The 23,408-nt window shown below is 62.4% G+C and carries 21 protein-coding genes and 1 riboswitch; of the genes, 9 read left to right on the top strand and 12 right to left on the bottom strand.

Going from position 1 to position 23,408, the window contains the following annotated elements:
• Window positions 1–26: 26 nt before the first annotated feature.
• Complete coding sequence (locus ACOZJV_RS20190) at window positions 27–2,150, bottom strand: putative bifunctional diguanylate cyclase/phosphodiesterase (protein ID WP_421548310.1); 2,124 nt, start codon at window positions 2,148–2,150, stop codon at window positions 27–29.
• A gap of 319 nt (window positions 2,151–2,469) precedes the next feature.
• On the opposite strand from ACOZJV_RS20190, the gene ACOZJV_RS20185 reads away from it, so the two are divergent.
• Complete coding sequence (locus ACOZJV_RS20185) at window positions 2,470–3,141, top strand: polysaccharide lyase family 7 protein (RefSeq protein ID WP_020295333.1); 672 nt, start codon at window positions 2,470–2,472, stop codon at window positions 3,139–3,141.
• 58 nt (window positions 3,142–3,199) lie between these two features.
• On the opposite strand, the gene fba is transcribed toward ACOZJV_RS20185, so the two are convergent.
• From fba to tkt, 6 genes are all read right to left on the bottom strand, one after another.
• Window positions 3,200–4,264, bottom strand: coding sequence for a class II fructose-bisphosphate aldolase (gene fba / locus ACOZJV_RS20180; protein ID WP_020295332.1), 1,065 nt, complete (start codon window positions 4,262–4,264; stop codon window positions 3,200–3,202).
• A 187-nt stretch (window positions 4,265–4,451) separates the two neighbouring features.
• Window positions 4,452–4,781 carry an MliC family protein gene (locus ACOZJV_RS20175; protein ID WP_421548309.1) on the bottom strand — a complete coding sequence of 110 codons (330 nt, stop codon included), beginning with the start codon at window positions 4,779–4,781 and terminating at the stop codon, window positions 4,452–4,454.
• Between the two features lie 59 nt (window positions 4,782–4,840).
• Window positions 4,841–5,062: a hypothetical protein gene (locus ACOZJV_RS20170; protein WP_078472756.1), complete on the bottom strand. Its 222-nt coding sequence runs from the start codon at window positions 5,060–5,062 to the stop codon at window positions 4,841–4,843.
• A 31-nt stretch (window positions 5,063–5,093) separates the two neighbouring features.
• Window positions 5,094–6,257, bottom strand: a complete 1,164-nt coding sequence (locus tag ACOZJV_RS20165; RefSeq protein ID WP_078472755.1) for a phosphoglycerate kinase — start codon at window positions 6,255–6,257, stop codon at window positions 5,094–5,096.
• A 17-nt stretch (window positions 6,258–6,274) separates the two neighbouring features.
• Complete coding sequence (gene epd / locus ACOZJV_RS20160) at window positions 6,275–7,354, bottom strand: erythrose-4-phosphate dehydrogenase (RefSeq protein WP_201128380.1); 1,080 nt, start codon at window positions 7,352–7,354, stop codon at window positions 6,275–6,277.
• Window positions 7,355–7,585: 231 nt separating this feature from the next.
• On the bottom strand, window positions 7,586–9,583 hold the full coding sequence (tkt, locus tag ACOZJV_RS20155; protein WP_078472753.1) for a transketolase: 1,998 nt from the start codon (window positions 9,581–9,583) through the stop codon (window positions 7,586–7,588).
• 257 nt (window positions 9,584–9,840) lie between these two features.
• Here tkt and ACOZJV_RS20150 point away from each other — a divergent pair, with 257 nt between their 5' ends.
• The 4 genes from ACOZJV_RS20150 to ACOZJV_RS20135 all read left to right on the top strand — a co-directional run bounded on the left by ACOZJV_RS20150 (window position 9,841) and on the right by ACOZJV_RS20135 (window position 14,418).
• Window positions 9,841–10,836: an ArsR/SmtB family transcription factor gene (locus ACOZJV_RS20150; protein ID WP_421548308.1), complete on the top strand. Its 996-nt coding sequence runs from the start codon at window positions 9,841–9,843 to the stop codon at window positions 10,834–10,836.
• An 18-nt stretch (window positions 10,837–10,854) separates the two neighbouring features.
• Entirely contained in the window at window positions 10,855–12,045 is a 1,191-nt protein-coding gene (metK, locus tag ACOZJV_RS20145) for a methionine adenosyltransferase (protein ID WP_078472752.1), read from the top strand.
• 202 nt (window positions 12,046–12,247) lie between these two features.
• Window positions 12,248–13,927 (top strand): NAD-dependent DNA ligase LigB, encoded by a 1,680-nt coding sequence (gene ligB / locus ACOZJV_RS20140; protein ID WP_421548307.1) that lies wholly within the window; start codon window positions 12,248–12,250, stop codon window positions 13,925–13,927.
• A 95-nt stretch (window positions 13,928–14,022) separates the two neighbouring features.
• Window positions 14,023–14,418, top strand: a complete 396-nt coding sequence (locus ACOZJV_RS20135; protein ID WP_078472750.1) for a DUF1090 domain-containing protein — start codon at window positions 14,023–14,025, stop codon at window positions 14,416–14,418.
• Between the two features lie 165 nt (window positions 14,419–14,583).
• Here ACOZJV_RS20135 and ACOZJV_RS20130 read toward each other — a convergent pair whose 3' ends face one another.
• Entirely contained in the window at window positions 14,584–15,033 is a 450-nt protein-coding gene (locus ACOZJV_RS20130) for a c-type cytochrome (protein WP_421548306.1), read from the bottom strand.
• Between the two features lie 128 nt (window positions 15,034–15,161).
• On the opposite strand from ACOZJV_RS20130, the gene ACOZJV_RS20125 reads away from it, so the two are divergent.
• The gene (locus tag ACOZJV_RS20125; protein WP_201128384.1) at window positions 15,162–16,334 is read left to right on the top strand and encodes a murein transglycosylase A; all 1,173 of its coding nucleotides are present in this window, start codon (window positions 15,162–15,164) and stop codon (window positions 16,332–16,334) included.
• Window positions 16,335–16,416: 82 nt separating this feature from the next.
• Here ACOZJV_RS20125 and ACOZJV_RS20120 read toward each other — a convergent pair whose 3' ends face one another.
• Together ACOZJV_RS20120 and ACOZJV_RS20115 are read right to left on the bottom strand one after the other, a co-directional pair.
• Window positions 16,417–16,803 (bottom strand): MAPEG family protein, encoded by a 387-nt coding sequence (locus tag ACOZJV_RS20120; RefSeq protein WP_078472747.1) that lies wholly within the window; start codon window positions 16,801–16,803, stop codon window positions 16,417–16,419.
• Between the two features lie 34 nt (window positions 16,804–16,837).
• Entirely contained in the window at window positions 16,838–17,671 is an 834-nt protein-coding gene (locus ACOZJV_RS20115) for an EamA family transporter (protein ID WP_421548305.1), read from the bottom strand.
• A gap of 296 nt (window positions 17,672–17,967) precedes the next feature.
• On the opposite strand from ACOZJV_RS20115, the gene ACOZJV_RS20110 reads away from it, so the two are divergent.
• Window positions 17,968–19,233, top strand: coding sequence for a cation:proton antiporter (locus tag ACOZJV_RS20110; protein ID WP_078472745.1), 1,266 nt, complete (start codon window positions 17,968–17,970; stop codon window positions 19,231–19,233).
• Here ACOZJV_RS20110 and ACOZJV_RS20105 read toward each other — a convergent pair whose 3' ends face one another.
• Window positions 19,234–20,121 carry a formate/nitrite transporter family protein gene (locus ACOZJV_RS20105; RefSeq protein ID WP_078472744.1) on the bottom strand — a complete coding sequence of 296 codons (888 nt, stop codon included), beginning with the start codon at window positions 20,119–20,121 and terminating at the stop codon, window positions 19,234–19,236.
• An 87-nt stretch (window positions 20,122–20,208) separates the two neighbouring features.
• Window positions 20,209–20,613, bottom strand: a complete 405-nt coding sequence (locus tag ACOZJV_RS20100) for an acyl-CoA thioesterase (RefSeq protein ID WP_020295316.1) — start codon at window positions 20,611–20,613, stop codon at window positions 20,209–20,211.
• Window positions 20,614–20,806: 193 nt separating this feature from the next.
• Window positions 20,807–20,907: riboswitch (S-adenosyl-L-homocysteine riboswitch) on the top strand.
• A 22-nt stretch (window positions 20,908–20,929) separates the two neighbouring features.
• Here ACOZJV_RS20100 and ahcY point away from each other — a divergent pair.
• Together ahcY and metF are read left to right on the top strand one after the other, a co-directional pair.
• Complete coding sequence (gene ahcY, locus ACOZJV_RS20095) at window positions 20,930–22,339, top strand: adenosylhomocysteinase (protein WP_078473564.1); 1,410 nt, start codon at window positions 20,930–20,932, stop codon at window positions 22,337–22,339.
• A gap of 187 nt (window positions 22,340–22,526) precedes the next feature.
• Window positions 22,527–23,372 (top strand): methylenetetrahydrofolate reductase [NAD(P)H], encoded by an 846-nt coding sequence (metF, locus tag ACOZJV_RS20090; RefSeq protein WP_020295314.1) that lies wholly within the window; start codon window positions 22,527–22,529, stop codon window positions 23,370–23,372.
• The last annotated feature ends 36 nt before the right edge of the window (window positions 23,373–23,408 follow it).

Raw genomic sequence — 23,408 nt, 5'->3', positions numbered from 1 at the left:
CACGAAAGGTCGCCAGTGTAGCGAATTCAGCCCGGTAACGCGCTCCAGTCGAAGGGCTGGGCAAAGCGCCGGGCGTCGCTGGCCATCAGTGGCCGTGCCACCAGGAAGCCCTGCACGTACTGGCAGCCATTGGCTTGCAGCCATTGATATTGCTCGAGGGTTTCCACGCCCTCGGCAATCACCAGCAGCCCGAATTGCTTGCACAAATCGATGGTGCTGCGGGCTATCGCCGCGTCGCGCGGCGAATCCGGCAAGCGCGCGATCAGGTGCCGGTCGAGCTTGAGGGTATCGAGTTCCAGGTCGCGCAGATGGGCCAGGGAACAGACGCCCGAGCCAAAGTCATCCAGCGCCACCCGCACCCCAAGGTGACGCAGCAGGCGCAACTGTTTGCGCGTCTCGTCAGGGTTTTGGAGCAGGGCCTCCTCGGTGACTTCGACCTCCAGCTGCCGGGGCTGCAGGCCGTGACGCTCAAGGACCCGGCGCAATTCGGTGACCAGGTTGGGCAAGCCGAACTGCGTGTTGCTCAAGCTGATGGCCAGCACCATGTCCTCGCTGAACAGGCCCTGCCAGCGCCGGCGCTGAGCGGCGCCGCGGTGGTAGATCCAGCTGCCCAGGCGGCTGATCAGCCGCGCCTCTTCCAGCAACGGCAGAAACAGCCCCGGCGGGACGTCGCCGACACTCGGGTGCTGCCAGCGCAACAACGCCTCGAAGCCACGCAGGCGGCCATCGGCAATCGCCACCTGGGGTTGATACACCAGGTTGAATTCCTTGTGCTTGATGGCGTTGCGCACGCTGTCCTCAAGCATCAGCCGCGAGCGCGCCCGGCCGTTCATTTCATGATCGTAGTAGCGATACTGCTGGCGTCCGGCGCGCTTGGCCTCGTACATGGCGATGTCGGAGGCACGCAGCAGGCCATCGAGATCGGCACCGCAATCGGGGTACGTGGCAATGCCGATGCTGACGCCGAGGACGATATCCAGGCCATCGATCTGCTGACAGATCGACACCCGTTCGATGAGTTTTTCCGCGATCTTTGCTGCCTGCTCTGGCTGCTCCAGGTCCAGCAACGCGGTGAATTCATCCCCCCCCATGCGCGCCAGGATATCGAACGAGCGCAAGCAGGCTCGCAACTGCTCCGAGACCCAGCGCAGGACCCGGTCACCGGCATCGTGCCCCAGGGAATCGTTGACTCGCTTGAAGCCGTCCAGGTCCAGGTACAGCAGCACCAGGGACTTTTCCGGGCGCTCCTGGCGCAGCAGCAGGTTCTCCACCGTCTGGTAAAACCCCCGGCGGTTGAGCAGGCCGGTCAAGGGATCGGTCACGGCCTGGTATTCCAGTTGCTGGTGCAGATGGCGCACCTCGGACATGTCCAGCACCGTGACCACCATGGCCCTCTGCTCGGTGGACAGCGGCGCGCAGGACAGGGCCACCGAGACCTGCTGCCCCGTGCGGGTACAGAGCGTGGCGTCATGCAGGCGATAGGTTTCGCCCCGGGCATAGCTGGCGTAGAACTCGGAGTCGCGCCAGACCGGCATCTGCGGCTTTTGCACAAAACTGAGCAGCGCATTGCCTTCCAGGCTGTTGTCCTGGAACTCGAGCAAACGCGAAATCGCCGGGTTGGCAAACTCGATAAGCCCGCCCTCGCCCACCACCAGGATGCCTTCGGCGGCATTGGCCAACACCGAGGCGTTGAACGCCCGGGCGGCTTCCAGCTCATGGCTCAGGCGCTGCAAGGCACGGCGATTGCGCTGCTGTTCCAGCAGGGTCTGCACCTTGGGCTTGAGGATCTGCGGATCGAAAGGCTTGAACAGGTAATCCACGGCGCCGCTGGCGTAGCCCTTGATCACCGCGTCTTGGGATTGTTCGTTGGCGGTCAGGAAGATGATCGGGGTCAGACGTGTCCGCTGGCTGCCACGCATCAGTCGCGCAACTTCGAAGCCGTCCATCCCGGGCATCTGCACATCCAGCAGCACCAGGTCGACTTCGTGTTCAAGCAGCAGGTTGAGGGCCTCGATACCGGATGCGGCCGTCATGACCTGCCAGTCCTGGCGCTGCAGCAGCGCCCGCATGCTGATCAGATTCTCGGGGTAGTCATCAACGATCAAAAGGACTGAGCTGCCGTCACCTGGCTTGGGTTGCGCGCATTCCATGCTGCTTCTCTTGTGTGCGTAAGGCCGGAAACCGAAGAAAACCGGACAAAAACTGAGTCTTCACTCTAGACCCGGATCCGGCAAAGCAGAAGCTGTCAAAAGGACATCACCGTGCCAAAGCAGCGGGCACCCGACTAACGGTCACCCGCGAAAGCCCCGTATCAAGGGAAAAAACGCCGCAGGACAAAGGCTTGACGTCAAGCATCCGCCAGACGGGCGTTAACCGCGATGCCTTCTACGCTATAAAGACCACCCCTGAAAAACCGCAGGCTAAAGCCTTGCGTGCCTGCCCCTGCCTCAACCGAGGAAACCCCCGACCATGATCGACCTGGCAACCTGGAACCTCAGCGTTCCCGTCGGCAACCCGCCGGCCACCATCGACACACCACGACTGGTGAGTGGTTTCAAGGATCAGTACTTCCACTCCAACACCGGCACCCTGTTCTTCTGGTCCCCCGTGACCGGCTCCAAGACCGAGAACGCCATCTACCCGCGCACCGAACTGCGCGAGACCTATTCCAACGGCACCCTGCGCAACTGGACCTACCCCGACGCCGACAACCTGCTGTACGCGACCCTGGCGGTGAACCAGGTGCCGTCCTCGGGCAAGATCGTCATCGGCCAGATCCACGCCTACAACAGCACCAAGCCGCTGGTGAAGGTCGAGTACCAGTACAAGACCAGCAAGCTGAGCGGCAATATCGTGGCCAAGGTGCGCATGCGTCCGGACGACAAGGAAGGCCGGGTCATCACCATCGCCGAGAACGTCAAGCTGGACCGCGAGTTCTCCTACCTGATCCACCTCAGTCGCAGCGGCACGCTGAGCATCAGCGCCGCCGGCTACCAGTGGGACAACAAGATCAGCGCCACCTGGCGCGACAAGCCGCTGTACTTCAAGGCCGGGGTCTATGTGCAGGACAACACCGGCTACACCAGCGAAGGCGGCAAGGTGACCTTCTACAAGCTGGACATCGACCACAACAAAGGCTGAAACCGCCCCACAAAAAAGCCCGCATCGCTGCGGGCTTTTTCGGTACAACGCCGGGGGCTTAGTTGACCTTGGCGTTCAGCTCACCCTTGAGGTAACGCTGGAACATGGCTTCCAGGGAAACCGGCTTGATCTTCGAAGCATTGCCGGCGGTGCCGAAGGCTTCGTAACGGGCGATGCACACGTCGCGCATGGCGGTCACGGTAGCGCCGAAGAATTTGCGCGGGTCGAACTCGCTCGGGTTGGTGGCCATCAGGCGACGCATCGCACCGGTGGACGCCAGGCGCAGGTCGGTGTCGATGTTGACCTTGCGCACGCCGTGCTTGATGCCTTCAACGATTTCTTCAACCGGCACGCCGTAGGTTTCTTTGATGTCGCCGCCGTACTGGTTGATGATCGCCAGCCACTCTTGCGGTACCGAAGACGAACCGTGCATCACCAGGTGAGTGTTGGGAATGCGCTTGTGGATCTCTTTGATGCGGTCGATGGCCAGCACGTCGCCGGTAGGCGGCTTGGTGAACTTGTAGGCGCCGTGGCTGGTGCCGATGGCGATGGCCAGGGCATCGACCTGGGTGCGCTTGACGAAGTCGGCGGCTTCTTCCGGGTCGGTCAGCATCTGGCTGTGATCCAGCACGCCTTCAGCGCCGATACCGTCTTCTTCACCGGCCATGCCGGTTTCCAGGGAACCCAGGCAGCCCAGCTCGCCTTCGACCGACACGCCGCAGGCGTGAGCCATGGCCACGGTTTGCTGGGTCACGCGCACGTTGTAGTCGTAGTCGGTCGGGGTCTTGCCGTCTTCGCCCAGGGAGCCGTCCATCATGACCGAGCTGAAGCCCAGCTGGATGGAGCGCTGGCAGACGTCAGGGCTGGTGCCGTGGTCCTGGTGCATGCACACCGGGATGTGCGGGAATTCTTCGATCGCGGCGAGGATCAGGTGGCGCAGGAAAGGCGCACCGGCGTATTTGCGGGCACCGGCCGAAGCCTGGACGATCACCGGGGAGTCAGTCTTGTCAGCGGCTTCCATGATGGCGCGCATCTGCTCAAGGTTGTTGACGTTGAAAGCTGGAACGCCGTAGCCGAATTCGGCTGCGTGGTCCAGCATCTGGCGCATGCTGATGAGTGCCATTGTGTGTGTCTCTCCCGATCGAGGGTCGTTAATCGTGCAAGCCTGCCGTAGCGGCGGCTGCTATTCAAGTTATTGCAGATCGGGGGTCAGCCCGCCCTGCCTGATTCAAGTAAAACGCTGTTTCGTGTCCTGCCAACCCCTGTAGCGAGCGAGCCTGTCGGCTCGGCCGTCGCCACCGGGGCCGGTTTTATTGAGCCTTGCAGCCGCGGCCGATCAGATCGTTGGTGGCGACCCAGTAAACCAGGCCTTCCTCACCTTTTTCGTGAAACGCCAGCATCTCATTGCTGTACAGCGCGCCCGAGCCGCCCGGCTCCAGCTTCAGGCGGTAGACCTGATCGGCCCCGCCCAGGCGCACATCGACTTCCTTGCGGCTGCTGTCGGTGTAGCGCCAGACCACGTGTGCCTGGCTGTCGCAGACCCAGGTGGTCCAGGTGTCGGCGGGTGGTGACTTGAACAGATCCAGGTTGGCGCAACCTGCCAGCAATGCCAGCGCCGCCACGGCGATAAAGCCTTTCATCGGTGTTCCTCGGCAGGCGGCAGCAGGCCGCCGGCACAGCGCGTAATCAATGAGACCCGTCAAGGACAACCATGTTCCTTGGTCCGGGACGGGGTTTCGTATTTGTCCAGGCCATCAGGGCCCAGACGCTTGTTAATCACCGGCGCCGTCTCGGCCTGCCAATCGGCCTGGTAGCAGCCGTTGTCCGGCGCCCCTGGCTCGACCGCAGGTTTGGCCTCGGGGGTGCTGGAACACCCCACCAGCAACCCGACGCCGATCAACAGCATTAACGTCTTGACCATGTGAACACTCCTTTGCCTGGCCAATGGGGCTTCAGCCCTTGGCCCGTGCTTCCAGGACTTCCACGGCTGGTAGCACCTTGCCTTCGACGAACTCGAGGAACGCGCCGCCGCCGGTAGAAATGTAGGAGATTTGCTCGGCCACACCATATTTATCGATGGCCGCCAGGGTGTCGCCACCACCGGCAATGGAGAATGCCGAGCTGTCAGCGATGGCCTGGGCCAGCACCTTGGTGCCGTTACCGAACTGGTCGAACTCGAACACGCCGACCGGACCGTTCCAGAGGATGGTCTTGGACGACTTCAGCAGCTCGGCGAAATGCGCGGCGGTTTGCGGGCCAATGTCGAGGATCATGTCGTCGGCCGCCACATCGGCGATCAGCTTGACCGTGGCTTCGGCGCTTTCGGCGAATTCCTTGGCCACCACCACGTCGACCGGCAGCGGGACGCTGACCTTGGCCGCGATGTCACGGGCGGTGTCCAACAGGTCCGGCTCGTACAGCGACTTGCCGACCGGGTGACCGGCAGCCGCGAGGAAAGTGTTGGCAATACCGCCGCCGACGATCAGTTGATTGCAGATCTGGCTCAGGCTGTTGAGCACGTCGAGCTTGGTCGACACCTTGGAACCGGCAACGATGGCCGCCATCGGTTGTGCCGGGGCGCCCAGGGCCTTGCCCAGTGCATCCAGCTCAGCGGCCAGCAACGGACCGGCCGCCGCGACCTTGGCGAACTTGGCCACGCCATGGGTCGAGCCCTCGGCACGGTGGGCGGTGCCGAAGGCGTCCATCACGAACACGTCGCACAGCGCAGCGTATTGCTGGGCCAGTTCGTCGGCGTTCTTTTTCTCGCCCTTGTTGAAGCGCACGTTTTCGAACAACACGATGTCTCCGGCCTTGACCTCGACACCGTTCAGGTAATCGGCCACCAGCGGCACCTCACGGCCCAGGGCCTTGCTCAGGTAGTCGGCGACGGGCTTGAGGCTGTTCTCGGCCGAGAACTCGCCTTCGGTCGGACGGCCCAGGTGCGAGCAGACCATCACTGCCGCGCCTTTTTCCAGGGCCAGCTTGATGGTCGGCAGCGAGGCCAGGATTCGCGCATCGCTGGTGACAACACCGTCCTTGACTGGGACGTTGAGGTCTTCACGGATCAGTACGCGCTTACCTTGCAGATCGAGGTCGGTCATCTTCAACACGGTCATGGGTCGCAATTCCTGGGTTACTGCTGTTGAGAAGCAGGGAGTAGAGGGGCAGAAAGTGGAGCAGCTGTTTGCAGATAATGTCCTGCAACGTCCAGCATTCGGTTGGCAAACCCCCATTCGTTGTCGAACCAGGCCAGGATGTTCACCAGCCGGGGGCCGGAAACACGGGTCTGACTGGCGTCGACGATCGCCGAATGCGGGTCATGGTTGAAATCACAGCTGGCGTGCGGCAGCTCGGTGTAGGCCAGCAAACCCTTGAGCGGGCCGCTGGTGGCGGCCTCGCGCAGGATCCGGTTGACCTCGCCGGCATCGGTATCACTCACGGTTTGCAGGGTGATATCGAGGCACGACACGTTCACCGTCGGCACGCGCACTGCTTTGGCCTGAATTCGCCCGGCAAGTTCCGGCAGCAGCCGTTCGATGCCTCGGGCCAGACCGGTGGACACCGGGATCACCGACTGGAACGCCGAACGGGTACGGCGCAGGTCTTCGTGGTGATAGGCGTCGATCACCGGCTGATCGTTCATCGCCGAGTGAATGGTGGTGATCGATACGTACTCCAGGCCGATCGCCTGATCCAGCAAGCGCAACAGCGGAACGCCGCAGTTGGTGGTGCAGGAGGCGTTGGATACCAGCAGCTCGCGGCCGGTCAGGCAATCCTGGTTGACGCCGTAGACGATGGTGGCGTCGACATCCGACTCACTGGCCATCGGCTGGGAAAACAGCACCCGCGGCGCACCGGCATCGAGGAAGCGCTGGCCATCGGCCCGGGTGTGGTAAGCGCCGGAGCACTCCAGCACCAGATCGACGCCCAGGGACGCCCAATCGATACCTTCGGGGGTAGCACTGCGCAAGACCTTCACGCAGTTGCCATTAATATGCAGACAATCGCCATCGATCTTCACCTCGCCGGGGAACCGGCCATGGGTGGAGTCGAAGCGTGTCAGGTATTCGATGCTGGCCATGTCGGCCAGGTCGTTGATTGCAACAATTTCGAACCCGGCCGCGGCCCCTCGCTCGAACAGAGCACGCAAGACGCAACGACCAATCCGGCCGTAGCCGTTGAGTGCAACTTTGTAGGGACGCGGTTGAGGCATGGGGTTCTCAATCAGGTACAGGTAGACACACGGGTTATACGCAAACCCTTGTAGGAGCAGGCTTGTGTGGCGAGGGAGCTTGCTCCCGCTGGAGCGCGCAGCGCTCCCAGACCGGTTGCCGAGGTGTATCTGATACCTCTCGACAGGTCGGTTTGGGGCCGCTTCGCAGCCCTGCGGGAGCAAGCTCCCTCGCCACTACAAGCTCGCTCCTACACAGAGGAGCGGTGCGTTTTAGTCTTCCAGCAGTTCTTCAGCCTGACCCAGGATGTTTTCCAGGGTGAAGCCGAACTCTTCGAACAAGGCTGGCGCAGGCGCCGACTCGCCGTAGGTGGTCATGCCGATCACGCGGCCTTCCAGGCCCACGTACTTGTACCAGTAGTCCGCGTGAGCGGCCTCGATGGCGATACGGGCACTGACCTGCAACGGCAGGACCGATTGCTTGTAGCCGGCGTCCTGGGCATCGAACACGCTGGTGCACGGCATGGAAACCACACGCACCTTGCGGCCCTGCTCGGTCAGCTTGTCGAACGCCTGAACCGCCAGGCCCACTTCCGAACCGGTGGAGATCAGGATCAGCTCAGGCTCGCCTGCGCAGTCCTTCAACACGTAGCCGCCACGGGCGATATCAGCGATCTGGCCGGCATCGCGGGTTTGGTGCTGCAGGTTCTGACGGGAGAAGATCAGCGCCGAAGGGCCGTCCTTGCGCTCGATGGCCAGCTTCCAGCAGACGGCCGATTCCACGGCATCGGCTGGACGCCAGGTGTCGAGGTTCGGGGTGCTGCGCAGGCTGGTCAATTGCTCGACCGGCTGGTGAGTCGGGCCGTCTTCGCCCAGGCCGATGGAGTCGTGGGTGTAGACGAACACCACGCGTTTCTTCATCAAGGACGCCATGCGCACCGCGTTGCGGGCGTATTCCATGAACATCAGGAAGGTCGCGCCGTAAGGCACCAGGCCGCCGTGCAGGGACACGCCGTTCATGATCGCGCTCATGCCGAACTCGCGAACGCCGTAGTACATGTAGTTGCCGCTGGCATCTTCCGCCGACACGCCTTTGCAGCCTTTCCACAGAGTCAGGTTGGAACCGGCCAGGTCAGCGGAGCCGCCCAGCAGTTCAGGCAGCAGTGGGCCGTAGGCATTCAGGGCGTTCTGGCTGGCCTTGCGGCTGGCGATGGTTTCGCCCTTGGCCGCGACTTCGGCGATATAGGCCGAGGCCTTTTCGGCGAAATCGGCAGGCAATTCACCGGCCAGGCGACGGACCAGCTCGTTGGCCAGCTCAGGGAAGGCAGCGGAGTAGGCCGCGAAGCGCTGATCCCACTCGGCTTCGACCGCGCGGCCGGCTTCCTTGGCGTCCCACTCGGCGTAGATATCGGCCGGGATTTCGAACGGAGCGTAGTTCCAGTTCAGCGCCTTGCGGGTCAGGGCGATTTCCGCGTCACCCAATGGGGCGCCGTGGCAGTCTTCCTTGCCTTGCTTGTTCGGCGAGCCGAAACCGATGGTGGTCTTGCAGCAGATCAGGGTCGGCTGCTCGCTTTTGCGCGCGGTCTCGATGGCGATCTTCAGTTCTTCAGGATCATGACCGTCGACGTTGCGGATCACCTGCCAGTTGTAGGCTTCGAAACGCTTAGGGGTGTCATCGGTAAACCAGCCTTCGACTTCGCCGTCGATGGAGATGCCGTTGTCATCGTAGAAGGCAATCAGCTTGCCCAGGCCCAGGGTACCGGCCAGGGAGCCCACTTCGTGGGAAATACCTTCCATCATGCAGCCATCACCCAGGAACACGTAGGTGTGGTGATCGACAACGTTGTGCCCCGGGCGGTTGAACTGCGCCGCCAGGACTTTCTCTGCGAGGGCGAAACCCACGGCGTTGGCCAGGCCCTGGCCCAACGGACCGGTGGTGGTTTCAACACCCGGGGTGTAGCCGAATTCCGGGTGACCCGGGGTGCGGCTGTGCAGTTGGCGGAAGTTTTTCAGATCTTCGATCGACAGGTCATAGCCGGTCAGGTGCAGCAGCGAGTAGATCAACATCGAGCCGTGGCCGTTGGACAGCACGAAGCGGTCACGGTCGGCGAAAGCCGGATTACTCGGGTTGTGCTTCAGGTAGTCACGCCAAAGTACCTCGGCGATATCCGCCATACCCATCGGGGCACCGGGATGGCCGCTGTTGGCTTTTTGCACGGCATCCATGCTGAGGGCACGAATGGCGTTGGCACGCTCACGACGGCTGGGCATCGCTGATCTCCTAGGGTTTGAATAAAACGAAACGGAAAAAAGACGCGCATTTTCCCTCAGCCCGTAGGCGGGGGCAATGACAGATAGTCGTTCTGGCACGTTTTTCCTGTGGATAAAGCGCTTATCGCCTGATGAAACCTTTCTGCATTTCGTCTTTAGAGAGCAAAGGCTGCTTCAAGTGCCACTTATCTACCAATATCAAAACTTTTTGATATTGGTCTTGCGGGGTTTTATGGGCGTCACTAGACTGCGCCACTATGAATTTACGTGTGCCTTCCATTCGCCATGACGACTGCGATGAACTGGCGGCCTTGTGCAAGGCCGGCGGCGATCCGCTGCGATTGAATGTATTGCGCGCGCTGACCAACGACTCGTTCGGTGTACTGGAGCTGGCGCAGATCTTTGCCATCGGCCAGTCCGGCATGAGCCACCACCTCAAGGTTCTGGCCCAGGCCGAACTGGTGGCGACCCGCCGCGAGGGCAATGCGATTTTCTATCGCCGTGCCCTGCCCAACACCGAGCAATTGGGTGGCAGATTGCATGCAGCCCTGCTCGATGAAGTCGACCAACTGGCCCTGCCCTTTGACGTACAGGCGCGGATCGGCCTGGTGCATCGACAACGGGCGACGGCCAGCCAGGACTTTTTTTCCCGGGTCGCGGAGAAGTTTCGCGCCCAGCAGGACCTGATCGCAGGACTGCCCCAGTACCGCGAGAGCTTGCTTTCGTTGCTGGATCAGCTGAATTTCGGCAGCACCGCCACGGCCATAGAAGTCGGCCCGGGCGACGGTGGCTTTCTGCCGGATCTGGCCCGCCGCTTTCATCAGGTCACCGCGCTGGACAACAGCCCGGCGATGCTGGATCTGGCGCGTCAGCTGTGTGAACGCGAAGCGCTGGCTAACGTCAGCCTGCAGCTGGCCGATGCACTGAATGGCGTAGGCCTGAGCGCCAACTGCGTCGTATTGAACATGGTCTTGCACCATTTCGCAGCGCCCGCCGAAGCCATGAAACACATGGCCGGCCTGCTGCAACCAGGCGGTAGCCTGTTAGTGACAGAGTTGTGCAGCCACAACCAGAGTTGGGCCAGGGAGGCCTGCGGTGATCTCTGGCTGGGCTTTGAACAGGAAGATCTGGCCCGTTGGGCCACCGCTGCGGGACTGGTTCCCGGGGAAAGCCTGTATGTAGGCTTACGTAATGGTTTCCAGATTCAGGTCCGCCATTTTCAGCGACCGGCTGGCGACACTCACCATCGGTAAATTTAGGAAACCGTCGAGATGAGCGAATACTCCCTTTTCACCTCCGAGTCCGTGTCTGAAGGGCATCCGGACAAAATCGCCGACCAGATTTCTGACGCGGTGCTGGACGCCATCATTACCCAAGACAAGTTCGCCCGCGTGGCTTGCGAGACTCTGGTGAAAACCGGCGTGGCGATCATCGCCGGCGAAGTCACCACATCGGCCTGGGTCGATCTGGAAGAAATCGTCCGTAACGTCATCCTGGACATCGGCTACAACAGCTCCGACGTCGGCTTCGACGGCGCGACCTGCGGCGTGATGAACATCATCGGCAAGCAGTCCCCCGACATCAACCAGGGTGTAGACCGTGCCAAGCCTGAAGATCAGGGCGCCGGCGACCAGGGCCTGATGTTCGGCTACGCCAGCAACGAAACCGACGTGCTGATGCCGGCACCGATCACCTTCTCGCACCAACTGGTGCAGCGCCAGGCCGAGGCCCGCAAATCCGGCCTGCTGCCTTGGCTGCGTCCCGACGCCAAGTCGCAAGTGACCTGCCGTTACGAAGGCGGCAAGGTGGTGGCGATCGACGCCGTCGTATTGTCGACCCAGCACAACCCTGACGTGTCGTACAAAGACCTGCGCGAAGGCGTGATGGAGCTGATCGTCAAGCACGTGCTGCCGGCCGACCTGCTGACCAAGGACACCCAGTTCCACATCAACCCGACTGGCCAGTTCATCATTGGCGGCCCGGTGGGCGACTGCGGCCTGACCGGTCGCAAGATCATCGTCGACAGCTACGGCGGCATGGCCCGTCACGGCGGCGGCGCGTTCTCCGGCAAGGATCCATCCAAGGTTGACCGTTCGGCCGCCTACGCCGGTCGCTATGTGGCCAAGAACATCGTCGCTGCCGGCCTGGCCGAGCGCTGCGAGATTCAGGTTTCCTACGCTATCGGCGTCGCTCAACCGACTTCGATCTCGTTGAACACCTTCGGCACCGGCAAGATCAGCGATGACAAGATCGTCAAGCTGGTACGTGACGTGTTCGACCTGCGTCCATACGCCATCACCACCATGCTCGACCTGCTGCACCCGATGTACCAGGAAACCGCTGCTTACGGCCACTTCGGTCGTACCCCGCAAACCAAGACCGTGGGCGAAGACACCTTCACCACCTTCACCTGGGAAAAAACCGACCGCGCCGAGGCCCTGCGCGCCGCTGCCGGTCTGTAAGCTTCACCTGGCAACATCCAAAGCCCCGCACGGTTCGTCCTGCGGGGCTTTTTTGTAGCCGAAGGTTTCCCTGCCGGCCTCTGGCCCGGGGCTTACCGGCTGCCTCCCGTACCCCGAAACAACCGGCAACCAGCCGAGTGCCCCGCGCCTCGCGGAGCGGCCTAACCTTGGTCGACATCACGCCCGAGCAAGGACGCTCCCCATGTTGCCCAGACTGCAATGGTTGATCAGTTTCGCCCTGGCACTTCTCGTCCTGCCGGCCATGGCCGCCTGCCCGGATTGGCCCACCGCCCGCGCCACTGAAGAAATCAGCGCCCTGCATCGGCAACTGCGGGCCTGGGACGAGGGCTATCACCGACAGGGCCAGTCCGCAGTGGCCGACGAGCTGTATGACCAGGCACGGCAACGCCTGATCACCTGGCGCCAGTGCTTCGGCGTCGCGTCCACTGCTGACCAGCCGCTGCGCAGCGCTGCCGGCGACGTGGCCCACCCGATCCCCCATACCGGCCTCGAGAAACTCGCCGACGACCAGGCCGTGCAGGCCTGGCTGCAAGGCCGCCGCCAGGTCTGGGTGCAGCCGAAGGTCGACGGCGTGGCGGTGACCCTGATCTACCGTCGCGGCCTGTTCCAGCAGGCCATCAGCCGTGGCGACGGCCTGCGTGGCCAGGACTGGAGCGCCGCTGCGCAGTTGATCGAGGCCATTCCCAAGCGATTGCCCCAGCCGGTGGACCTGCTGCTGCAAGGCGAGCTGTACTGGCGCCTGGAAGCCCACGTTCAGGCGGAGGCCGGCAGCCGCAATGCCCGCAGCCAGATCGCCGGGCTGATGGCACGCAAACAGCTGCGGGCGCAAGAGGCACGGCAGATCGGCCTGTTTGTCTGGGACTGGCCACAGGGCCCGAACACCCTGCCCGAGCGCCTGGCGCAGTTGAGCCGCCTGGGGTTCCCTGAAAGCCGCGAGTACAGCCACCCCGTCACCGACCTCGACGGCGCACGGCGCTGGCGCGACCACTGGTATCGCGCGCCCCTGCCCTTTGCCAGCGACGGCATTGTGTTGCGCCAAAGCCTGCGCCCGCCCGCACAGCGCTGGCAGGTCAAGGCGCCGTACTGGCTGGTGGCCTGGAAGTACCCCTACCGGCAGGCCCTGGCCACGGTACGCAAGGTGCAATTCAAGATCGGCCGCACCGGGCGCATCACCCCACTGCTGGAACTGGAGCCGGTGCGCCTGGATGACCGACAGATCCGCCGGGTCAGCAGCGGCTCGCTACAGCGCTGGCAAGCGCTGGATATCCGCCCAGGCGACCAGGTGGCCATCAGCCTGGCCGGGCTGACGGTGCCACGCCTGGACAGCGTGGTGCTGCGTGCGGCGCAACGGGCACCAATCACGGTGCCCGACCCCGGGGCCTTTGATTACCTGAGCTGCTGGCAGCCGCTGCCCGGTTGCGAAAGCCAGTTCCTGGCACGCCTGACCTGGCTCAGCGGCAAGCAGGGGCTGGACCTGCCCCATGTCGCTAGCGGCACCTGGGAGAAACTGATTGAAACAGGTCGCATCACAGGCTTGGTCGATTGGTTGACCCTCGACCACGCAGAGCTTGCTAACATTGCCGGCTTTGGCGAACGCAGCAGCGCACGCCTGCTCGACAGCCTGCAAGGCGCCCGGCAACGACCTTTCGCACGCTGGCTGAAGGCCCTGGGCTTGCCGCCCAGTGGCACGGCCAGCCTGCAAGGCCCGTGGCAGGTCCTGGCGAGCAAAAGTACCGAACAATGGCAGGCCGAGGGCAACATCGGCCCCAAGCGCGCCGCACAGTTGAGCGCGTTTTTGCAGAGCCCGCAGATGCGGGCTGTCACAGAGGAATTGAGAGCCGCCGGGGTCGAAGGGTTTTGAAGACTGATCGATCCGTGGTGTTGAACCCCAAGGGCACGACTACGCTCCAAGAGCCCAACCGTCTGCCCACCTGATAGCGACCTTACGGAGCCTTTATGAAACTGTTTTCACCGCTCGCGCTTTTGACCCTTTGCAGCCTGGTGGCCGCCCCGGTGCTGGCCACAGAGCAGGCCCCGGAACTCACCGGCTGCGCCGCCAAGCGCCAGGCCATCAGCGTCCAGATCGAGCAAGCCAAGGCTCACGGCAACAGCGAACAGCAGGCTGGCCTGGAAAAAGCCCTGAGCGAAGTCACTGCCAACTGCACCGACGCCTCGCTGAAGAAGGAACGGGAAAACAAGGTACTGGATGCCAAGCACGAAGTCAGCCGCCGTCAGGCCGACCTGGATAAAGCCATGAAAAAAGGCGATTCGGAGAAGATCAACAAGCGCAAGGACAAGCTCGCCGAATCCCGCAAGGAACTGCAGCAAGCCCTGGACGAGCTGGATAAATAAGCCGCTGATGGGCTTTCACGCCAAACCTTGACTCAGGACTGTCTGTGGCGAGGGAGCTTGCTCCCGCTTGCCAGCGCAGCAGGCACCGCCTCAAGCCCCAGGGGTGGCAACTGCCGTCGCGACAGACGTCCCGGTCCTGCCCAGGTCGCCCGATTTAAAGCAGGATCAGTGATCACGAAACTCTTTATGGCAAGCACTGCACGCATCTTCGACCTTCTGCACCGCCGGGCCGAGATTGGCGGCCTTGTAGGGCTGGACCTGACTCGCGATCACCAATTCACCGGTGGCCGCCTCAAGGTTGCGCGCCAGCTCCTGGAAGCGCGCCTGCTTGCGCCAGACATCGTCGGTGGCGCTGGTATGTTCCTCTTCCTTGACCTGGGGAAAGTGCTTCCACGGCTCATGGGACAGGCTGTCGAGTTTGACCGCGCCCTCGGCGAAACGCGCACCGTCGAAGGCGATCCGTCCGCGAAGCATGCCGCCCAGGTCTTCACCGGTCTTGAGCATCTGTTTGAAGATCGCCTTGCGCTGCCCCAGGGGCGAGTTCGGATCGACTCCACCGCAGGCAGAAAGCGTCAGGCAGGCCAGCAATACAACAGTAAGTCTTTTAAGAATCATGGTGGCTCAAGGTTCGGGAAAACGGCGGCCAGTATCCTCGCCTGCCCGGCAAAGACCAATAGCCCTATTAAAAACAAGGGTTGCCCGAGCACCTGCACGGCTCGCGCAATCGTCAAAGGAAGTACCGCATGAATCTCAGTTTCAGCGCCTGGCGCCGTCACCTGGCCTGGACCCTGCCGACCCTGGCCCTGCTGGCCGGGTGCAATGGCAGCGACACCGAAACGCCCCAGACCCACGCCCTCGCCACCTACGTCAGCGCACCCTGGGAAGCCCTTCCGCAGGTCGCCGACAATGACCTGCTGGCCGGCTTCGGCTCCTGGCGCAGTGCCTGCACCCGACTCAAGGCCGATACGATCTGGGGACCAACCTGCGCCGCAGCGGCCACTGTGCCGCAGACGCCCGCCGCCATTCGCGGCTTTCTTGAAGAACACCTTCAGGTCTTCGGCCTGCGCTCGGCCAATGGCAGCAGCAATGGCCTGATCACCGGTTACTACGAACCGGTCTACCCCGGCAGCCTGACCGCGACCAAGACCGCCAATGTGCCGGTGTACGGCGTGCCGGATGACATGATCATCGTCGCCCTGGACAGCCTCTACCCCGAACTCAAGGGCAAGCGCCTGCGCGGCCGGCTTGAAGGCCGGGTGCTCAAGCCCTACGACGACGCTGCCAGCATCGAGACCAAGGGCGTCAAGGCGCCGGTGATTGCCTGGCTGACCGACCCGATGGACCTGCAATTCCTGCAGATCCAGGGCTCGGGACGGATCCAGCTGGCCGATGGTCGCCAACTGCGCATCGGTTATGCCGACCAGAACGGCCATCCTTATCGGCCGATTGGGCGCTGGCTGGTGGATCAGGGCGAGCTGAAAAAGGAAGAAGTCACCATGGGTGCCATCGCGGCATGGGCCAAGGCCCACCCGGCACGTATTCCCGAGCTGCTGGGGAGCAACCCCAGTTATGTGTTCTTCAACCGCAACCCGGACAGTAACGAAGGTCCGCGTGGGTCGCTGAATGTGCCCCTGACCTCAGGCTACAGCGTGGCGGTGGATCGCAAAGTGATTCCCCTGGGCAGCCTGTTGTGGCTGTCCACCACCCGCCCGGATGGCAGCAGTCTGGTGCGCCCGGTGGCCGCCCAGGACACCGGCGGCGCCATCACCGGCGAGGTCCGTGCGGATCTGTTCTGGGGTACGGGGGATGCAGCCGGGCAACTGGCCGGCGACATGAAACAGCAAGGACAGATCTGGATGCTCTGGCCCAAGGGCGCGGCGCTGCCGGCCGTTCCGGAAGTGGCCGACAGCAAATAACCTCGCCACTCAGCTCCACGCCGCCCACAACTTCGCAGGCGGCGACCCTCGGGGAAAGCAGCCCAGGGTCGCGGAACAGCGATCAGATCGAAACGAAAAAGAAGCTGGCAATCAGTGCCATGCCCACGAACCACACCACCGAGCGCAGCATGGCCCAGTCCGCCAGGTAGCAGATGATGTACAGCAGGCGACTGGTGATAAACAGCACCGCCAGCACGTCGATGGTCACCAGCTGCGCCACGTTGGCGACATGGGCAATGATCACCGCCGCCGCAAAGGCCGGGGTCACTTCGAAGCTGTTGAGCTGGGCGGAATGGGCACGCTTGGCGAAGCCTTCAAGGGTCGCCAGGAACGCACGCGGGTCGTGGTTCTGCCGTGGCCCGAACTTGCCACCACTGAACTTGGCGATACCGGTGCACAGGTACGGCAGGAGGATGGCGATAAATACACACCAGAAGGCAACGGTCATGGCAGGGTCCTTTTTTAAAGTTAGGGGGGACGGATCAGAACTTCATCACCAGCATGCCGATCAGGACCAGCCCACAGGCTAAGAGCCGTGGCCGCCCGAAAGGTTCTTTCAAGTAGCGCATGCCGAACAACACCACCAGGATCACGCTGACCTCGCGCAACGCCGCGGCTTCGGCAATCGAGCCAAGCTGCATGGCCCAAAGCACCAAAGCGTAGCTGAACAATACGCAAAATCCGACGCACAGCCCCAACCGCCACTGTTCACGCCAGAACAGGGCGAATGCCGGGCGCCTGCGGACCAGCGCCAGCAAGGGAAAGGGCCAGGCACTGAGCAGCGTGACCCAGACCAGGTAATCCAGAGGGTGCGACCAGCGCCGCAGGGCCTGGCCGTCGATAAAGGTGTAGCAGCCGATGCACAGGCCAATCAGCGCCACCACCGGCAGCATCGACCACGGCAGGCGCTCGCCGCCACCGCCCTGCCACAACAGGCAAAGCATGCCGAAGGGGATCAGCAGAATGCCGAGGATCTGCTGGGTGCTCAGCACTTCTCCGGCAAACACCAGGGTCAGGGCCAGCACCACCAGGGGCGACAGCCCCCGCATCAAGGGGTAAACCAGCCCCAGGTCGCCCACCCGGTAGGCCTGGATCAACAGGTAGCGATACAGCAGTTCAAAGGCGGCGGAGGCCAGGATCCATGGCCAGATCGCGGCAGGCGGCAGCTCGACGAAGCCCAGCATCAAGGCCACGAACAGCAGCGCCACACTGTCCATGCACGCCACCACCAGCAACCGCTCGGCACTGAATTTGATCAGGGTGTTCCAGGCCGCGTGCAGCAGTGCCGCCACCAGAACCAGACTTGTCGCCAGCACTTCAGACTCCCTGCTTGATAGAGGAGAAACGTTTCACCTAGCCCTTTCGGCTGTTTATACTGGCGCCGACCACGCCGCACTCAGTTGCGCAGATACCTATTCCAATAATTCCTGCCGCCGCTCGACCCTCCGGGGACGGGAACCGGCATGCGCATGCCTGATCAGCGCGTCAAGACTACAGACTAATAGCAGCTGCAAGTGGCAAGCGGTGAGCCTCAAGCTTGAAACTTGCAGCTTGAGGCCCGAAGCTTGCTGCCGCCCCCTGTCACCCTCGCTGTTCATCCAAAGGAGTCCGGATGCTTGAACTTGTCGCTGCATTTATTTGCCTGACCACCCTGCTCACCTACGTTAATTTCCGCTTTATCGGCCTGCCGCCGACCATCGGCGTGATGGTGACTGCACTGCTGTTTTCCCTGCTGCTGCAAGGCCTGAGCTTTCTTGGCTACCCCGGGCTTGAAGAGCACGTGCAGCAACTGATCGGTCAGATCGACTTCGGCGACCTGCTGATGAACTGGATGCTGTCGTTCCTGCTGTTCGCCGGCGCCCTGCACGTCAACCTCGGCGACCTGCGCAGTTACCGCTGGCCCATCGGCCTGCTGGCCACGGTCGGCGTTCTGGTCGCCACAGTGGTGATCGGCAGCCTGGCCTACTGGATCTTCGGCCTGTTCGGCTGGCATGTGAGCTTCCTCTACTGCCTGCTGTTCGGCGCGCTGATTTCACCCACCGACCCGATTGCGGTGCTCGGCGTGCTGCGTACCGCCAACGCGTCCAAACCGCTGAAGACCACCATCGTCGGCGAGTCGCTGTTCAACGACGGCACCGCCGTGGTGGTGTTCACCGTGCTGCTCGGCATCGCCCAGCTGGGTGAAACCCCGACGATTGGCGCTACGGCCATGCTGTTCGCCCACGAGGCCATTGGCGGCGTGGTGTTCGGCGGGCTGATCGGCTACCTGGTGTACCTGATGATCAAGAGCATCGAGCAGCACCAGATCGAAGTCATGCTGACCCTGGCTCTGGTCATCGGTGGCTCGGCGATGGCCGCCGAACTGCACGTATCGGCACCGATCGCGATGGTGGTGGCGGGGCTGATCATCGGCAACCTGGGGCGCAACCTGGCGATGAACGACATGACCCGGCGCTACCTCGACGGTTTCTGGGAATTGCTCGACGACATGCTCAACGCCCTGCTGTTCGCCCTGATCGGCATGGAGCTGCTGCTGTTGCCGTTCTCCTGGCTGCACCTGCTGGCGGCGAGCCTGCTGGCGCTGGCGATCCTGCTCTCGCGCCTGCTTACCGTGGCCCCGGCCATCCTCCTGCTGCGCCGCTGGCGCACAGTGCCGCGCGGCACCATCCGGGTCCTGACCTGGGGTGGCCTGCGCGGCGGGGTTTCGGTGGCACTGGCGCTGGCCCTGCCCCTGGGCCCGGAACGCGACCTGTTGCTGAGCATCACCTACATCGTGGTGCTGTCGTCGATCCTGTTGCAGGGCCTGAGCATCGGCAAACTGGTACGCCACGTGACCAACGATGCACCGGCGCCCGCCAGCAAGGCAGACGCTCACTGATCATTTTTTGATCTCTCGCGGATCGGGCGCTGGCGCCTGGTCCGCGGTTTTATTGGGCTTGCCACTCTCGCTGCGCACCTGAGCATGGCTGATCAGGGCAAAGATGCAGCTGCCGCCGATGATATTGCCCGCCAGGGTCGGTCCGGCGAACACCAGCCAGAAATCCTTCCACGGCAACTCGCCGGCAAACACCAGGTACGAGACCTCGGCCGAACCGACCACGATATGGGTGAAGTCACCCAGGGCCATCAGGTAGGTGATCAGGACGATGATCCAGATCTTGGCGCTCTCCATGGACGGGATCATCCAGACCATGGTGGCAATCATCCAGCCGGAAATAATGCCTTTGGCGAACATCTGGCTGCTGTCGTTTTCCATGACCTTGCGCCCGATATCGAGGAAGGCCATATCGGTCTTGCTGTCAAAAATCGGCAGGTGCAGCATCACGTAGGCCACCAGCAGGGTGCCGCACAGGTTACCCACCAGCACCACACTCCACAGCCGCAGCAGGCGCCCGAAGTTGTTCAGGGTCGGCTTGCTCATCACCGGCAGCACCGCGGTCAGGGTGTTTTCGGTAAACAGTTGCTGGCGCGCCAGGATCACCGCAAGAAAGCCCGCGCAGTAACCGAAGCTGGCGATCACCTTGAAGCCCTCGGTGTCGGGCAGGCGCGAATTGAGCAGGCCCATGCCCATCAATGACAGGCCCATGGTCAAGCCGGCAGCCAGGGCCGACCACCACAGCGCGGCGACGCTGCGCTCCAGTTCCTGGTCGCCCTGGGTGCGGATGATTTCATGCAGGACCGCCGCGCGAGGCGGTTGGTTGCGGTCGACGTCGTGCTGCTCTTCGGCCGACAGGCCGGGGGTCTTGCCGTCTTTTTGGGTGTCCATAAGGCTCCTGAACCAGGCGGGTCATTTAGCTACGACCTGCGCGGTTCAGGGCTGTTCAGTGGCACCAGGTGTTTTGTCGCAAAGGCTTCACTCGACGGCGGCGTCGTCCTGGAACTGGTCTTTCACGTACTTGATTTCGGTGCGCCCGTGGGGGGCCGGCAAGCCGTCTTCGCCGAGGTTGACGAACACCATCTTCTCGACCGTGAGAATGCTCTTGCGGGTGATCTTGTTGCGCACTTCGCAGGTCAGGGTAATCGAGGTGCGACCGAACTCGGTGGCGGTAATTCCCAGCTCGATGATGTCGCCCTGGCGCGAGGCGCTGACAAAGTTGATTTCCGAGATGTACTTGGTGACCACGCGCTGATTGCCCAGCTGGACGATGGCGTAGATGGCCGCCTCTTCGTCGATCCAGCGCAACAGGCTGCCGCCGAACAGCGTGCCGTTGGGGTTGAGGTCTTCGGGCTTTACCCATTTGCGGGTGTGGAAGTTCATGGGGGGGCTCCGGGGTTGGGAGGGGGGGTTAGTGATGACTGTGGATGGGCCCCAGCTTCTAGCTTCAAGCTCAAAGCTGCAAGTTAAAAGCCGGTCCGCGCTGACTTGCAGCTTGCCACTTGGCGCTCAAACCCAGCTATAATCGCCACCGTTTCAAAACGGTCATCTGTATCGGATACCGTTTTCCCGCCACCTGTCCGAGGGGCGCTGCAGCAGGTTTACCTGTCAGGCTCGGATGGGGCGTTGCTGGCCACAGTCGGCCAGATACCAAACGCACAACGGCGCCCATTCGCATAACTACGAATGGAGGCTCTTCATGAGCGCTGTTATCACGCCTGCAGATTTTAACGATTACAAAGTCGCCGACATGTCCCTGGCTGCCTGGGGCCGTCGCGAAACCATCATCGCCGAATCGGAAATGCCGGCCCTGATGGGTCTGCGCCGCAAGTACTCCGCCGAGCAGCCGCTCAAGGGCGCGAAGATTCTTGGCTGCATCCACATGACCATTCAGACCGCCGTGCTGATCGAAACCCTGGTTGCCCTGGGTGCCGAAGTGCGTTGGTCGTCCTGCAACATTTTCTCGACTCAGGACCAGGCCGCTGCTGCCATCGCCGCTGCCGGCATCCCGGTTTTCGCCTGGAAAGGCGAGACTGAAGAAGAGTACGAGTGGTGCCTGGAGCAAACCATCCTCAAGGATGGCGCGCCGTGGGATGCCAACATGATCCTCGACGACGGCGGCGACCTGACCGAGCTGCTGCACAAGAAATACCCGGCGATCCTGGACCGCGTCCACGGCGTTACCGAAGAAACCACCACCGGCGTGCACCGCCTGCTGGACATGCTGGCCAAGGGCGAGCTGAAAATCCCGGCCATCAACGTCAACGACTCGGTGACCAAGAGCAAGAACGACAACAAGTACGGCTGCCGTCACAGCCTGAACGATGCGATCAAGCGCGGTACCGACCACCTGCTGTCCGGCAAGCAAGCGCTGGTCATCGGCTACGGTGACGTGGGCAAGGGCTCGGCCCAGTCCCTGCGTCAGGAAGGCATGATCGTCAAGGTTTCCGAAGTTGACCCGATCTGCGCCATGCAAGCCTGCATGGACGGTTTCGAACTGGTTTCGCCGTTCATCGACGGTATCAACACCGGCACCTCCGCCTGCATCGACGCAGCACTGCTGGGCAAGATCGACCTGATCGTGACCACCACCGGCAACGTCAATGTTTGCGACTCGAACATGCTCAAAGCCCTGAAGAAGCGCGCTGTTGTCTGCAACATCGGCCACTTCGACAACGAAATCGACACCGCTTTCATGCGCAAGAACTGGGCATGGGAAGAAGTGAAGCCTCAGGTACACAAGATCCACCGTACCGGCCCTGGCGCGTTCGACGCCCAGAACGACGACTACCTGATCCTGCTGGCCGAAGGCCGCCTGGTGAACCTGGGTAACGCTACCGGTCACCCAAGCCGCATCATGGATGGCTCGTTCGCCAACCAGGTTCTGGCGCAGATCTTCCTGTTCGGCCAGAAGTACGCCGACCTGTCGCCAGCCCAGAAAGCCGAGCGCCTGACCGTTGAAGTACTGCCGAAGAAACTCGACGAAGAAGTGGCCCTGGAAATGGTTCGCGGCTTCGGCGGCGTCGTGACTCAACTGACCAAGACCCAGGCCGACTACATCGGCGTGACCGTCGAAGGTCCGTTCAAGCCGCACGCTTACCGGTACTAAGCAGCGCCGAGCTTCGAGCTGCAAGCAGCAAGTTAGAGCGGTTGGCTGACTTGCGGCTTGTGGTGAGGGGCTTGCTCCTTCATTGCTCTCTTTAAGCAGTTGTGAGCTTCAAGCTGCAAGCTACAAGAACAGGCACACCGCCTGCTTGCAGTTTGCAGCTTGAGGCTTGCGGCTGGAGGCCCCCTCCATGTCCCAAGACCGTCGCTACAGCTTCGAGTTCTTCCCGACCAAGACCGATGCTGGGCATGAAAAACTGCTCGCCACTGCCCGTCAGCTGGCCACGTACAACCCCGATTTCTTCTCCTGCACCTACGGTGCCGGTGGCTCGACTCGCGATCGCACGATCAACACCGTGCTGCAGCTTGAGAGCGAAGTAAAAGTCCCCGCTGCACCGCACCTGTCCTGCGTCGGCGACAGCAAGGACGATCTGCGCGGCCTGCTCAACCAGTACCAGGCTGCCGGGATCAAGCGCATCGTCGCCCTGCGCGGCGACCTGCCTTCCGGCATGGGCATGGCCAGCGGTGAGCTGCGCCACGCCAACGACCTGGTGGAGTTCATTCGCCAGGAAACCGGTGACCACTTCCATATCGAAGTCGCTGCCTACCCGGAAATGCACCCGCAAGCGCGCAATTTCGAAGACGATCTCAACAACTTCGTGCGCAAGGCCAACGCCGGTGCCGACAGTGCGATCACCCAATACTTCTTCAACGCCGACAGCTACTTCTACTTCGTTGAGCGCGTGCGCAAGCTGGGTGTGAACATTCCGATCGTGCCGGGCATCATGCCGATCACCAACTACAGCAAGCTGGCGCGCTTCTCCGACGCCTGCGGCGCCGAGATCCCACGCTGGATCCGCAAGCAGCTGGAAGCGTACGGCGACGACACCCAGAGCATTCAGGGTTTCGGCGAGCAGGTGATCAGCGAAATGTGCGAACGCCTGCTGCAAGGCGACGCGCCAGGGTTGCACTTCTATACCCTGAACCAGGCCGAGCCGAGCCTGGCAGTGTGGAACAACCTGAAGCTACCACGCTGATCGACGCAGGTTGAACACCCAAGGGCCCTGGCGAAA

This window comes from Pseudomonas sp. QD4 (assembly GCF_049199125.1).
In the GTDB taxonomy this organism is placed as follows: Bacteria; Pseudomonadota; Gammaproteobacteria; order Pseudomonadales; family Pseudomonadaceae; genus Aquipseudomonas.
Note: the sequence above shows the minus strand (reverse complement) of the source record. Positions and strands in the feature narration are given on the sequence as shown.